We start from the raw sequence: 13125 nt of genomic DNA on the forward strand, positions 1-13125 counted from the left end.
ACACCCTGAGGGTCGCATGCCGAGGATCAAGAGCGCCAAGAAGCGGATGCACCTGTCCCGGAAGTGGACGGTCCAGAATCGGGCCGCCCGGGCACGGATCCGTACGGCCGTGAAGAAGGTCCGCCAGGCGCCCGACGCCGCTGCGGCCGGGACCAGCCTTCTCGAGGCGGTCGCGCTGCTCGACCGGGCCGGCCGGACCAACCTCATCCATCCGAACCGGGTCGCCCGGGTCAAGAGTCAGCTCCAGGCGCACGTCAGTCGGCTTTCGGGGCGCTGACGGCGGCATACCCCGCCGCACTTCCCGGTTTTCGCGCTCCCTCGGGCACGCAGAACGTCCGCTCGGCCGTCCCCCCACTCGCTTTCGGTTCGGCTGTCCCCGGCCCCACCGCCTAGGTAAGATGGGTTCGATCGAATCCACTCACTCCCGGGAGGATGCCATGGGACCGTTCCGCCGGCCGGCACTTCTTTTCGCGACGCTCGCCGTCCTGTCCCAACCCTGGACCGCGCTCCCCGCGTCCGCTCAGTCGTCCGTCCCCGCGGAGCCCTGGTTTGGGCTCCCCCTCCCTCCCGGCTTCCTCCCGCACGCCGCTCCGGTGATCATCGGGCCCCGGGTGATTCCGGCGACCGTTCCGGCAGGCGAGGGCGGGAGCCCCGAGCTCGAAGCGGCGCAGATCTTCGAGGACCTTGGGGCAATCGTTGATTTCTCGCGCGACAGCCGCCTCCGGCGCGAAGTCGGAGACGGGCAGCTCTGGGGCCGGATCACCGGCTTCCCCTCGAGCGCCCGGACGATCGAATGGGCCACCCAGAAGTTTCGCGAAGCGGAAATCGAACGAGTCGAGCTCCAGTCCTTCCAGCAGTCGGGAAACGCCTCGCTCTGGCTCCCTCTTTTGTGGGAGGTACGGCTCCTCGGAGACCCCGCCTTCGGGCCCGGGAGCGCCGACGTCGTCCTCGAATCGGCGATGCCCCTTTCGCCTTCCGAGATCCCGGGTGGGACGCTGACGGCGTCCCTCATTTACGTGGGCAACGCGACCCCGGCAGAGCTCGAGGGCGTGGATGTCTCGGGAAAGGTGGTCCTCCAGACCGTCATCCCGCAGGGCCACATGGTCTTCGAGCGTGGGCCGACCGTCTCCCGTGCGCAGGATCTCATGGACCGCGGTGCGGTCGCGGTCCTGAACGCCGTCCACCTTCCCGGAAACGAACGCTCCCGCGACTTCAGCAATTGTGGCGGGCCTTGCTTCAACCTCGGGGGACGGGACGGATTTTTTCTCGAGAAGCTCCTGAGCGAAGCGACCGAGGCGGGAGTCGCGGATCGGGTCCGCGTCAGCCTGACGCTTCGTGCCCAGGCGTTTTCCGGGCTCGAGGCGGTGAACGGGATCGCCGTGATTCCCGGAAGCGCGAGCGAGGAGGCGATCGTGCTGAACGCGCACGCGGATGCCTGGTTCGACGGAGCCGGAGACAATGGCGACGGCCTCGCCGTCCTGGTCGCCCTCGCCCGGCACTTCGCGGCGCCCGAGAACCGCCTCGAGCGAACGCTCGTCTTTGTCGCCAGCGCCGGGCACCACACGCCCGGACTGAACGGCCCTGGAAATTTCATCGCGATGAATCCGGACCTCGCCCGAAATGCCGTTCTCGTCATCAATATCGAACACGTGGCCCAGCGGAACATCTCGCCGGCCCGCAGCGTCTTCCCGGACGGATACCGAGAGTACATCGCCGGCTCGGGCGAGGCGCCCATCGTCGCGGGCGTCACGAACCGTTCGCCCTTCATCGAAGAGGTGCTGCAGGAGGGGGTCGCCCGCTACGGGGTGAATCTCGTTTCCGAGGGCTCTGCGATGTCGAGCGGGGAGACCGGAGGATACGGCCCGCTCGGCGTTGCGCGCGTCACGGTGATGCAGGCCCCTCCTCTCTATCACACGAGCGGGGAGGTCCTCGACGTGGTCTCCGCGCCGGGACTCGAGCGGGCGGCGCGGTTCTTCGCTTATTTTCTGAAGGAGATGAGCGGCGCCCCCGCCGAGTTGATCAATCCCTGACAGCGAAGCCGGGAAACCCGGCCCGCCGCCTCACAGCTCGTGAACGACCCGTCCAGCGACGACCGTGAGCACGGCCCGGCCCCTCAGGACCTGTCCCTTGAAGGGGGTGTTACGCGACTTCGAATGGAAGGCCGTCGGGTCCACGGTCCACTCGAGTTCCGGATCCACGACCGTGACATCTCCGGGCGCTCCGTCCGCGAGCGTCCCCGCCTTGAGCCCGAAGGCTCGCGCGGGATTCAGGCTCATCCGTTCGACCAGGGCGAGGAGATCGAGTTTTCCCGCCTCGACGAAATGCGTGAGCAGGAGCCCGAGCGCCGTCTCCAGCCCAACGATTCCGAATGGAGCGTCGTCGAAGGCCTGCTCCTTTTCGTCGTAGTGATGCGGCGCGTGGTCCGTCGCCAGGGTGTCGAGCGTCCCATCCAGAAACCCTTCCTCGACCGCGGCGCGATCCGCCTCCGTGCGGAGGGGTGGATTCATCTTCGCGTCGGTGCGGTAACCCTCGACGGAGGTTTCGGTGAGGAGGAGGTGGTGGGGAGTCGCCTCGGCCGTGACACGAACTCCGCGCGCCTTCGCCCGCCGGATGAGATCCACGCCGAGACGAGTCGAGACGTGTTGGAGGTGGATGTGCCCCCCAGTGAGCTCGGCCACGAGGAGGTCCCGCGCGATATGCACGTCCTCCGATGCGTTCGGCTTGCCCTGGAGGCCGAGGCGGGCGGAAACGAGACCTTCGTTCATGACGCCGCCGCGTGAAAGTCCCATGTCTTCCGGGTGATCAGCGACCGGAATGTCGAAGGCCCGCGAGTACTCGAGGGCCATCCGCATCAGCCCGGAATCCATCACGGGGCTCCCGTCGTCGGTGATCGCCACGGCGCCCGCTTCCACGAGCTCTCCGATCTCGGTGAGCTGCTCACCCCTTTGACCGACCGAGATCGCGCCGACCGGATAGACACGCGCGAGTCCGGCCTCTCGTCCCGCCGCGGCGACGAAGCCGACGGTCGCCGGTGAATCGATCACGGGATCGGTGTTCGGCATCGCGCAGATGGAGGTGAACCCACCCGCCACCGCCGCCCGAGCCCCTGACGCGATCGTCTCCTTGTGTTCGGCCCCGGGCTCCCGGAGATGGACATGGACGTCCACGAGCCCGGGAAGGACCAGCCGCGCCTCGCAGGAAACGACCCGCGCGTTTTCCGGAGCCTCGAGTCCCTTCCCGACTTTCGCGACTTTCCCTGAGACCACGAGAAGATCGAGGACGCCGTCGAGCCCCTGAGAAGGATCCACGATGCGTCCGCCCTGGAAAAGGATCGTCCGCGCGCTCATCCGACGTCCCCCTGCTTCGCCGCCTCGGCCTGCTCGGGCATTCCACCCGCGAGGAGGTAGAGCACAGCCATCCTCACGGCAACCCCGTTCGTGACCTGGCGCAAAATCACCGAATGCGGCCCGTCCGCGACGTCGGAGTCGATTTCCACGCCCCGGTTCATCGGTCCCGGATGGAGGACGAGAAAGTCCGGACCGGCCTTCTTCAGGCGCGCCGTCGAGACCCCGTAGATCCGGTTGTATTCGCGGAGCGATGGGACGAATCCGGCTTTCATCCGCTCGAGCTGGAGCCGCAGGACGTTCACGACGTTCGCCCACTCGATCGCCTCCTCGACCCGTCGGAACACGTGCACCCCGAGGGCGTCGATTCCGGTCGGGAGAAGCGTCATCGGCCCGCAGACCGCCACCTCGGCTCCGAGCTTGAGGAGCCCGAAGATGTTCGACCGGGCCACGCGGGAGTGGAGGATGTCGCCGATGATGCAAACCTTGAGCCCTTCGATCTTCCCGAAGTGATCGCGAATCGTGAGGAGATCGAGGAGCGCCTGGGTCGGGTGCTCGTGCGAGCCGTCACCCGCGTTGACGACGTTGGATGGAATTCGCTCCGCAAGGAATCGCGCCGCCCCGGACGACCCATGCCGGATGACAACCATGTCGATCCGCATCGCCTCGAGGTTCCGCGCGGTGTCCACGAGAGTCTCGCCCTTGACGACGGACGACCCGGTGGCGGTGATGTTCACCGTATCGGCGCTCAGCCGCTTTTCCGCGAATTCGAAGGAGATGCGCGTCCGGGTCGAGGGTTCGAGGAAGAGATTGACGATGGTTTTGCCGCGGAGGACGGGGACCTTCTTGATCCTCCGCTCGGAGATTTCCTTGAAGGGCTCGGCCGTGTCGAGGATGGAGACGATCTGGTCCGCCGAAAGCCCCTCGATCCCTACGAGGTCCTTGCCGAGAGAGGAGGCCGTGCGATTCAAGCGGCCGTCTTCGGGATGCGGGAGAGCTCCACGGCGAGCCGTCCATCCAGCTCGGGAACCCTCACGTCCACCCGCTGCCCGGGAAGGACCCCGACTTTCCTCCCCACGATGTCGGGCTGAATGGGGAGCTCTCGCCCCCCACGATCCACGAGGACACAGAGCATGATGCGCGAAGGGCGGCCCCAATCCATCAGCTCGTCCATGGCCGCGCGGGCAGTCCGCCCCGTGAAGAGAACGTCGTCCACGACGACGACCGTGCGGTCGTCCACCCCCTCCATCGGGAGGTTGGACTCCCCCACGACGGGGCGGGGGCCGACGGCCCCGAGGTCGTCTCGGTAGAGGGTGATGTCGAGGGCGCCGCCCGGGACCTTCGCGCCCTCTTCTTCCTCGATCAGGGAGCGGATCCGCTCGGCGAGCTCCACTCCCCGCCGTTGGATTCCGAGAAGGACCAGGCGCCCGATTCCGCTGTTCCGTTCGACGATTTCACGGGCCATCCTGGCCAGGATGCGTTCCACGCCTTCGTGGTCGAGGAGGGTGACCCGCTCGTCCTCGGTCATTCCGATCTCTCGGGTAGCAGGGGATGGATCGGCCGGCCAAAGGTAGTCGAGGCCCCGATAACTTTCCAGCCCGTCCCGAGGCCGAGAATCCGCGCCGCCCCGCCATGCTTTCGCCTTTACAATCGGGGGCCCCCGGGGCATGATGTCCCCGGCTTCCCGGCAATTCCCCAGCCCCGGCTCCCCCATGCCCCGCCGCTTTTTCCTTCTCCTTTTTCCCGCGCTCCTTCCGGGGATGGCCGGGGCCCAGGAGGTCACGAATGCGCCGGCGATCTTCGTGGACGGGATCCCCTTCACCATTGAGATCTCGGCCGCCTCCGAGGCGGAAGCGCCCTATCGAATCGAAGCGGCGGGAGGCCGAATCCTCGCGGAGGGGACGCTGGCCGCCGGAGGGTCGGAAGTGGTCGGAGACCTCCTCCTGACCGGCCGGAACGACCTCCCACTCCGCGTGATCCTGGGGCCGGAATCCCGGGAAGTGTCCGCCCCCTTCATTCCGGGGTGGTTTTCGCTCCTCCCACCCCTCGTCGCGATTCTCCTCGCCCTACTCCTCAAGGAGGTCGTGATCTCTCTCCTGGCAGGCGTCTGGCTCGGGGCGCTCGCCATCTCCGGCTTCAACCCCCTCGCGGCCAGCTGGCGCGTGGTGGACGAGTTCGTCGTGCCGGCCCTGGGCGACACGGGGGGCCAGACACAGATCGTGGTCTTCTCCCTCCTCCTCGGGGGGATGGTCGGGGTGATCACGCGAAATGGCGGGACCCGGGGAATCGTGAATCTCGTCGTGCGTTGGGCGACGACCCGAAAGAGGGGAAAACTCGCGGTGTGGGGCGCCGGCCTCGCGATCTTTTTCGACGACTACGCGAACACCCTGATCGTTGGAAACGCGATGCGCCCCATCACGGACCGCCTCCGGATCTCGAGAGAAAAACTCGCCTACCTCGTGGACTCCACCGCGGCGCCCGTCGCGGCCCTCGTTCCGATTTCCACCTGGGTCGGGTACCAGATCTCGCTGATCCAGGACGGGCTCCAGATCGCGGCGGACCAGCCCGGGACGAGCCCGGAGGCAGCGGCGTCGTTGTTGGCCGCCTCCCCTTTCACGGTTTTCCTGCACACGATCCCGTACCTCTTTTATCCGCTACTCGCGCTCTTCCTCGTCTTCCTGACCTCCTGGATGAACCGCGACTTCGGGGCGATGGCGGCGGCGGAAAACAGGGCCGCGTCAGGAGGCGGCTTATTTCGCCCGGGGGCCACCCTGGCCGCGGACACCTCGGACCAGATCCTGGACCCCGACGCCGGAACCCCCGAGCGATGGCCGAACGCGGCCCTCCCGGTCCTGACCGTGGTCATCGTCGTGCTCGCGGGGCTCTACACGACCGGACGCGCCTCCACGGGCGCCGGGGCCTCCCTCATGGACATCTTCGGCGCGGCCGACCCGTTCGTGACCCTCCTCTGGGGATCCTTCGCCGGGTGCGCCGTCGCCTTCATCCTCTCGCTCGGCGAGCGGATCCTGACCCTTCAGCAGACCGTACACGCCTGGATATCAGGGATGCGGGCGATGCTTCCCGCGATCGTGATCCTCGTCCTCGCCTGGTCCCTGGGGTCGGTCACGGAGATCGTCGGGACGGCGCCCTATCTCTCCCAGCTCCTGAACGAGCGGCTTCCGCTCGCCCTCCTCCCCGCGATCGTTTTTGTCACCGCGGCCGCGATCTCCTTCGCGACCGGCACTTCGTGGGGGACCATGGCGATCCTCCTTCCGGTCGTCATTCCGCTCACGGTGAGCCTCGGGGGAGGCGTGGATTTCGACGGGGGCACGCATTACTCGATCCTGCTCGGCGCGATCTCATCGGTCCTGGCGGGCGCGATTTTCGGGGACCATTGCTCGCCCATCTCGGACACGACGGTGCTCTCTTCGATGGCCGCCGGCTGCGACCACGTGGACCACGTGCGAACGCAGTTGCCGTACGCCGTGACCGTGGCCGCCATCACGGTTCCCCTCGGGGACGTGGCGACGGGATACGGGCTTCCCAATTGGGTAGCGCTGGCAGCGGGGGCCTTCCTCCTTTACGCCCTGGTCCGGTGGCTCGGGACTCCCGTTCCGGAAGATGCGTTGCCCGCCCCCACCGAGATTGATCGACCCGCCCCCGCGGGCTGAGGCCGCGCCGGTCCAACGGAGGCGCGCTCAGTAGCCCGAGCCCCACACCTCCCGCGCAAATCGAGCGAGGTACGCGCCCTCCGCGACCGCGATCCCCTCCGCGCCCACCGACCAGTCGTACGAAAAGAGCGCGATCCCTCCCACGCCAAGGCCGCGCGCCGCACGTCCCTTCGCCACGGCCCCCTCGAAGGAATCCTGATAGATCCCGAGCCCCGCCCAGATCCGCCGGGGATCGGCGCGCGCGGCGTTTCGAATCTGCGCCTCGAAGAGCGCCCCGTCGCGCCCGTAGGCCATGGGAATGACGAGGTCCACGATCCCGGCCGGAAGCCACGCCTCCCAGTCCTGGAAGCGCTCCCGGCGGGCCACGGCGCCGTCGGGGTGGACAGAGGCGCTCACGATCGTCCCCGGGCGCACGCTCCGGACGATGCGAAAAAGTCGCTCCATCGTCGTGGTCACCTGCTCGGTACGGTACCAATCCCAGAGGGAGGGAAAGGCGGTCACGTATGCGAGCGGATCCCGGGGCCAGCGAGATTCCGCTCCGTCGGCACCGACGCCGATCCGAGGGCGCGCCCACGCCCGAAATTTCTCCAGGGACACCCTCGAATAGTCGAATTCGGGAGAAGGATAGCGGAGATAGTCGAGATGCACGCCGTCCAACGGGTAGCGGCTCACGAGATCGGCGATCACCCGATCCAGATGATCCTGAACCTCAGGGTGGGCGGGGTTTGTGAAGAGCCCCTCCACACGCCCCGCATTCTCGATCGCGTAGCGGATGAGGGCGCCCAGGTAAGCGGGCTCCCGCGGGTCGCGCTCGAAGAGCTCGGATGCCAGCGCACGCGGCACCGCGAGTCTCCCCGGGTCGGCATTGACCAGGTGACGCGGATCCCGGGGGGGGAAAACGGCGCTGGCGACGAGATGGACATTCACCCAGGCATGGACGCGAAGCCCCCTCCGGTGCGCTTCGTCGAGGACCGTGCCGAGGGGGTCGAAGGGCGCCACGGAGCCGGGCATGGACTCCGGCCTCGGTTCCCAGCGGGATTCGTAGAAAGCATCCCCGCGCCCGCGGACCTGTACGAGGAGGGTGTTGAACCCCGACTCCGCGGCCCTCCGGACGGCCGCGCGCGCCGAATCCGGGTGGGAAAGGGCGGTCCGGACGATCCAGAGCGCCCGCACGTCTCCCGTCTCGGTCGGAAGGAGGACGGGAGGTAGGGCCCCCGAGAGTCCCCCCCCGACGTCCGGCGCGGGAACGCCGCCCGAGCTGTTGGGACGCGCTGCCGGTGCCCCGCGTGAGGCCGAAGGCGGGGGCAGATCGGGGGGCGGTGGAGGCGTCGGAAGCCCCACCCGGGTGCAGCCGGTCACCACGAACGCGATCGCGAGGAGGTGGGCCCCATGGGCCCTCATTCGCCGCGGCGCTCGCGGAAGAACTCCCGGAGGAGCGCAGCCGAGGCTTCCGCCAGGACCCCCGCAGTCAGGCGGGTGCGGTGATTGAGGCGCGGATCCTGGAGGAGATTCCCGAGCGTTCCCGCCATCCCGGCTTTGGGGTCGGTCGCTCCGTACACGACCCGCGCCACCCTCCCGAGCACGGCGGCGCCAGCGCATTGCGCGCACGGCTCGAGGGTCACGTAGAGGGTGGTCCCCGTGAGGCGCCAATCTCCGAGTCGCCGGGCCCCCTCCCGCAGCGCGACGACTTCCGCGTGCGCAGTTGGATCGGAACACTCGACCGTCCGATTAAATCCTTCGGCGAGGATCCGGTTTCCCCGGACCAGTACGGCGCCCACAGGCACCTCTCCCCGGGCTCGAGCCTGGCGCGCGCGTTCCAGGGCCCGTCCCATCCAGCGACGGTCCCCTGGTTCTGAAGACTCGATGTGGGGTGAGTCTGGACCGTCAGTGGGTCGTGGCACTGACCGGGACGGCGGCGTCCTCGAAGCGGCGATAGAGACCGGCCACGCGCGCCGAAACCCCGATGTCCGCGGGATCCTCGACGGAGAAGGCCTGCGACTCCGCCCGGGCGGGCTGGAGGAAATGGTGCTGCCCGTTCCGGCTGTAGCGGAAGAGCTGGGGCCCCTCCGGTCGGCGTGCCACGACAAGGTCCCCTTCCCGGACCGCGGAGAAGCCGGCCGGCTCGACGAGGAGAAAATCCCCTTTCTGAACCCCGAGCCCTTCGTATTCGCCGCTGCGCGACCGGAAGAAATAACTTCCCTTCGCGCCGGCAAGTCGGCGGTCCACCGAATAATACGCCTCGACGCCATCCGAGGAGAATCCGGTGCGGTCGTCCGGGAACGCGACGAAGCAGGGCACCGAGATCGTCTGGGGTGCAAGATCGATCCCGAGGATCTTCACGCCGCGCGAACGGGACGGGTCCCGCTCGACGTAACCCTTCTCCGCGAGCGCGCCGAGGTATTCCGACACCGTCTTCGTACTTTTGATGTCGAACTCCTCGCCGATCTCCCGGATCGAGGGCTGGTACGTATGCGTGCGCAGATACCGGACCATGTAGTCCAAAATCTTTCGCTCGAGATCGGTCAAAATCGCGGGCATGCACGCTCTCCGGAAGCCGGCTTCCGTCGCCGGGGACCCACAGCTTAACTGGGGGCTCGAAACGGTGTCAAGAACGGCGATTTCGTAGGCTTTCGAGCCGGTCTAGCGCCGTGCCGATGCGAGCCATCGCCCGGTCCCTGCCGAGAACCATCAACACCTCGAAGATCCCCGGGCTCACCGCTCGCCCCGTGACCGCTACCCGCAGCGGGTGGATGAGCTTCGCCGCACCCTCCCCCCGTTCCTCCGCCAGTGTTCTCAGTGCGCGCTCCAGCGCCGCGCCTTCCCAGGTCTCGATTTCGCCGAGTTTCTCCTGCAACGCGAATAGCCGCGCCGTCGCGCCCTCGAGGTCGGGCAACCAGAAGTCCGCCTCCGCCTCCGGGTCGTATTGGGGCGGATCCAGAACATAGGCGCGCGACTGTTCGGCCAGCTCGGTCAGACTCCGCGACCTGGGCTGGAGAAGGCGCACGAGGCGTGCGAACCGCTCCGGCTCCGACTCGATCCAGGCCTCGGTTCGCTCGCGTTCCCCCGGCGGGAGGCTCTCGACCAGGAGAGGCGCCAGTTCGGCCGGAGATTTCCGCGCCAGATGCTGTCCATTCAACCATTCGAGCTTCTTCGTGTCGAAGACGGAGCTCTTCTTGAGGATTCTGTCCAGCGAGAATCGTGCCACGAGTTCGTCCCGGGTGAGCACTTCTTCGTCCGTTCCGGGAGACCATCCAAGCAGGGCAAGGAAATTCACCATCGCCTCGGGGAGAATCCCCTGCCCCGCATATTCCCCGATCGCGGTCGCCCCATGCCGCTTGGAGAGACGTTTTCCGTCGGTTCCCAGGATCATCGGCACGTGCGCGAATCCGGGGACCGGGTGCCCCAACGCCTCGTAAATGAGGATCTGCTTCGGAGTGTTCGAGATGTGGTCGTCCCCCCGGATCACGAGGTTGATCCGCATCTCCGCGTCGTCCGAGGCGACGGCGAGATTGTAGGTCGGAGTGCCGTCGGTTCGAAGGAGAACGAGGTCTTCGATATCCGCGTTTCGGAACCGGGTTTTCCCATGGACCCGGTCCTCCCAGACCGTCTCCCCATCGGGGATCCGAAAACGAACCGCATGCGGCTCTCCCGCCGCGGCTTTTTCCTCCGCTTCGCCGGGGCGCAGCGCTTCCGCCGCCTCCCGAGGGAAGCGGAGCCCCCGGGTCGGGTGGTCCACCCGAAGTCGGACCAACTCGTCGGGCGTCGTGAAGTCTCGGTATGCCGCACCCCGTTCCAGGAGGGCGGCCACGTCGGCCCGGTGGCGATCTATCCCCAGGCTCTGGAAGAAGGGTCCCTCGTCCCAGTCGAGGCCGAGCCAGCTGAGTCCGGCCAGGATCGCCTCGACCATCTCTTCCGACGAACGTTCCTGGTCCGTGTCTTCGATCCGAAGGGCGAAGACGCCGCCTTCCTTGCGCGCGAGGAGCCAGTTGAAGAGGGCGGTGCGGGCCCCCCCGACGTGGAGAAATCCGGTGGGCGACGGAGCGAAGCGGAGGCGAAGGGTCACGCCGGCGCCTCGGCCTTCGACACCACGACCTCCTCCTTCCCGTATCGTCGCCGAATGTATTCGAGGAGGATTTCCTTGAACTCCTCGACCAGTGCATCGCCCTTCAGCGTGGTGAAGTGATCGCCGTCTACATAGACGGGTGCCTTGGGCTCCTCGAAAGTGCCCGGGAGGGAGATCCCGATGTTCGCGTGGCGCGACTCCCCGGGACCATTCACCACGCACCCCATCACGGCAACCTGCAGCTCCTCGACTCCCGGGTACTTTTCCCGCCACCGCGGCATTTCGGTGCGGATGAATCCCTGGATGCTCTCCGCCATCTCCTGGAAATAGGTCGAAGTCGTGCGCCCGCATCCGGGGCAGGAAGTGACCTGTGGTTCGAAGGACCGGATGTGGAGCGACTGGAGGATCTGCTGGGCGACCCGCACTTCCTCCGTCCGGTCCCCGCCGGGCCGGGGGGTCAACGAGACTCGGATCGTGTCGCCGATCCCTTCGATGAGGAGGACGGCGAGCGCGGTCGCGGTCGCCACGATTCCCTTTGCGCCCATTCCGGCCTCCGTCAGCCCGAGGTGGAGCGGATATTCGGAGAGCGGGGCGAGACGACGATAAACCGCGATCAGCTCCGGCACCTCGGAGACTTTCGCCGAGAGGATGATGTGATTCGCGGGGAGACCGGTCGCCTCGGCGAGAGCGGCGGAGCGAAGGGCGCTCTCCACGATCGCCTCGCGCAGGACGACCTGGGCGTCCGCGGGTTCCGCGAGCGCGGCGTTCCGATCCATGAGCTCGGTCAAGAGCGCCTGGTCGAGGGAGCCCCAGTTCACTCCGATCCGGACCGGCTTCCCGTTGTCCACCGCGACCCGTACGATCTCCTGGAAATTCTCATCCCTTCGCTTCGCGCCAACGTTCCCCGGGTTGATGCGGAATTTGGCGAGGGCGCTCGCACAGGTGGGGAACTTCCGTAGGAGAAGGTGCCCATTGTAGTGAAAGTCGCCCACGATCGGGACGGTCACCCCCGCGTCTCGGAGGCGCGCCACGATCTCGGGGACGGCGTCGGCCGCGGCCTCGTGGTTCACCGTGACGCGGACGATCTCGCTCCCGGCCGCGGCGAGTTCCGCGGCCTGCGCCACGGTCGCGCCGACATCGGCCGTATCCGTGTTCGTCATGGACTGCACGACCACGGGATTGTTGCCGCCGACCCGGACCCCGCCAACATCCACTTCGAGGGTCCTGCGGCGCGTCCAGATGCTCAAGGGTTGGCTCCCGGTGACTTTGCGGCATGAGAGTACTCGAAAAATCTACGACGGTGGGGAGGGGGCTCCAAGCGGAGGAGGGACGTTCTCCAGTGAGAATCGGCCCGCGGTGCGGTACGCGTCCGGTCCCGGGAGCCGGCGCACGGCGGCTCCAGGAACCCGGCTTTGCCTCGCCCGCTCTCCCCGGACATCTTTCCCTCTGTGTCCTTTCGGCCTCGGGAGGCGGCGCGATGGCATCGAACAACAGGGAAGGCACGCGCGCCCGGGCGCGGCACGGGGGAAGAACTCCCGGGGACGGGATTCCCGTCGTTCTCGTGGTGTTGGCCTTCGTCACGGCCGGGTGTTCCGGCCCGGATCCGAGCGCCGATTCACCCCCCGGGGCCGGCGTCCCCGACTCTCTCGCCATCGCCGCGGTGGTGGACCCCGAGGTGGCCTCGGAACCGGTGGAGCTCTCGGCCATCCTCCACCCGTTGAACGACTCTGGTGTGTCCGGCACGGCAATGGCGGTCCACTCCGACGACATCGTGGTGATCGTCATCGAAGCGGCTGGACTTCCCCTCCCCGGAGAATACCCGGCGGCTCTCCACCAGGGAAATTGCGCGGCGGGGGGCGAGCCTCTGGCGACGCTCGACCCCGTCATTGGACTCGCAGATCGAACGGGAGAGAGCACGACGACCCTCGGATCCGAAAACGTCGTCCTCGAGGGCCCCCTCTTCATCCAGGTCAGCGGGGCGGGGGACGTCCCCCTCTCCTGCGGGGATCTCCCGCCTCACCGCTCTACCCGTCCCTTCCCCTGACTC

General features: G+C 67.5%; 12 protein-coding genes. 4 read left to right on the plus strand and 8 right to left on the minus strand.

What is annotated here, in order from left to right; translation table 11 throughout:
• Positions 1-16 precede the first annotated feature (16 nt).
• On the plus strand, positions 17-277 hold the full coding sequence (gene rpsT, locus WEG36_11400) for a 30S ribosomal protein S20 (protein ID MEX1258212.1): 261 nt from the start codon (positions 17-19) through the stop codon (positions 275-277).
• 160 nt (positions 278-437) lie between these two features.
• Positions 438-2030 (plus strand): M28 family peptidase, encoded by a 1593-nt coding sequence (locus WEG36_11405; protein ID MEX1258213.1) that lies wholly within the window; start codon positions 438-440, stop codon positions 2028-2030.
• Between the two features lie 30 nt (positions 2031-2060).
• Here the strand turns inward: WEG36_11405 and WEG36_11410 are convergent, their stop codons facing one another.
• Genes WEG36_11410 through pyrR form a run of 3 tightly spaced genes read right to left on the minus strand, consistent with a single transcriptional unit; the run spans position 2061 to position 4872 of the window.
• Complete coding sequence (locus tag WEG36_11410; protein MEX1258214.1) at positions 2061-3347, minus strand: dihydroorotase; 1287 nt, start codon at positions 3345-3347, stop codon at positions 2061-2063.
• On the minus strand, positions 3344-4315 hold the full coding sequence (locus WEG36_11415; protein ID MEX1258215.1) for an aspartate carbamoyltransferase catalytic subunit: 972 nt from the start codon (positions 4313-4315) through the stop codon (positions 3344-3346). The genes WEG36_11410 and WEG36_11415 overlap by 4 nt, the downstream gene beginning before the upstream one ends.
• Positions 4312-4872, minus strand: a complete 561-nt coding sequence (gene pyrR, locus WEG36_11420) for a bifunctional pyr operon transcriptional regulator/uracil phosphoribosyltransferase PyrR (GenBank protein ID MEX1258216.1) — start codon at positions 4870-4872, stop codon at positions 4312-4314. Before pyrR ends, WEG36_11415 begins: the two co-directional genes overlap by 4 nt.
• Before the next feature lie 184 nt (positions 4873-5056).
• On the opposite strand from pyrR, the gene WEG36_11425 reads away from it, so the two are divergent.
• Positions 5057-7015: a Na+/H+ antiporter NhaC family protein gene (locus WEG36_11425; protein MEX1258217.1), complete on the plus strand. Its 1959-nt coding sequence runs from the start codon at positions 5057-5059 to the stop codon at positions 7013-7015.
• Positions 7016-7042: 27 nt separating this feature from the next.
• Here WEG36_11425 and WEG36_11430 read toward each other — a convergent pair whose 3' ends face one another.
• The 5 genes from WEG36_11430 to ispG all read right to left on the minus strand — a co-directional run bounded on the left by WEG36_11430 (position 7043) and on the right by ispG (position 12325).
• Entirely contained in the window at positions 7043-8416 is a 1374-nt protein-coding gene (locus WEG36_11430; protein ID MEX1258218.1) for a family 10 glycosylhydrolase, read from the minus strand.
• Positions 8413-8916: a tRNA adenosine(34) deaminase TadA gene (tadA, locus tag WEG36_11435; GenBank protein MEX1258219.1), complete on the minus strand. Its 504-nt coding sequence runs from the start codon at positions 8914-8916 to the stop codon at positions 8413-8415. Before tadA ends, WEG36_11430 begins: the two co-directional genes overlap by 4 nt.
• Entirely contained in the window at positions 8900-9553 is a 654-nt protein-coding gene (locus WEG36_11440) for a hypothetical protein (GenBank protein MEX1258220.1), read from the minus strand. The genes tadA and WEG36_11440 overlap by 17 nt, the downstream gene beginning before the upstream one ends.
• A gap of 67 nt (positions 9554-9620) precedes the next feature.
• Positions 9621-11078, minus strand: a complete 1458-nt coding sequence (gltX, locus tag WEG36_11445; GenBank protein MEX1258221.1) for a glutamate--tRNA ligase — start codon at positions 11076-11078, stop codon at positions 9621-9623.
• On the minus strand, positions 11075-12325 hold the full coding sequence (gene ispG / locus WEG36_11450) for a flavodoxin-dependent (E)-4-hydroxy-3-methylbut-2-enyl-diphosphate synthase (GenBank protein MEX1258222.1): 1251 nt from the start codon (positions 12323-12325) through the stop codon (positions 11075-11077). Before ispG ends, gltX begins: the two co-directional genes overlap by 4 nt.
• A gap of 230 nt (positions 12326-12555) precedes the next feature.
• Between ispG and WEG36_11455 the strand changes: the two genes are divergently transcribed.
• Complete coding sequence (locus WEG36_11455) at positions 12556-13122, plus strand: hypothetical protein (GenBank protein MEX1258223.1); 567 nt, start codon at positions 12556-12558, stop codon at positions 13120-13122.
• Positions 13123-13125 lie beyond the last annotated feature (3 nt).

The sequence above is a fragment of the Gemmatimonadota bacterium genome (assembly GCA_040882465.1).
Classification (GTDB): Bacteria; Gemmatimonadota; Gemmatimonadetes; order Longimicrobiales; family Gaopeijiaceae; genus JBBEBG01.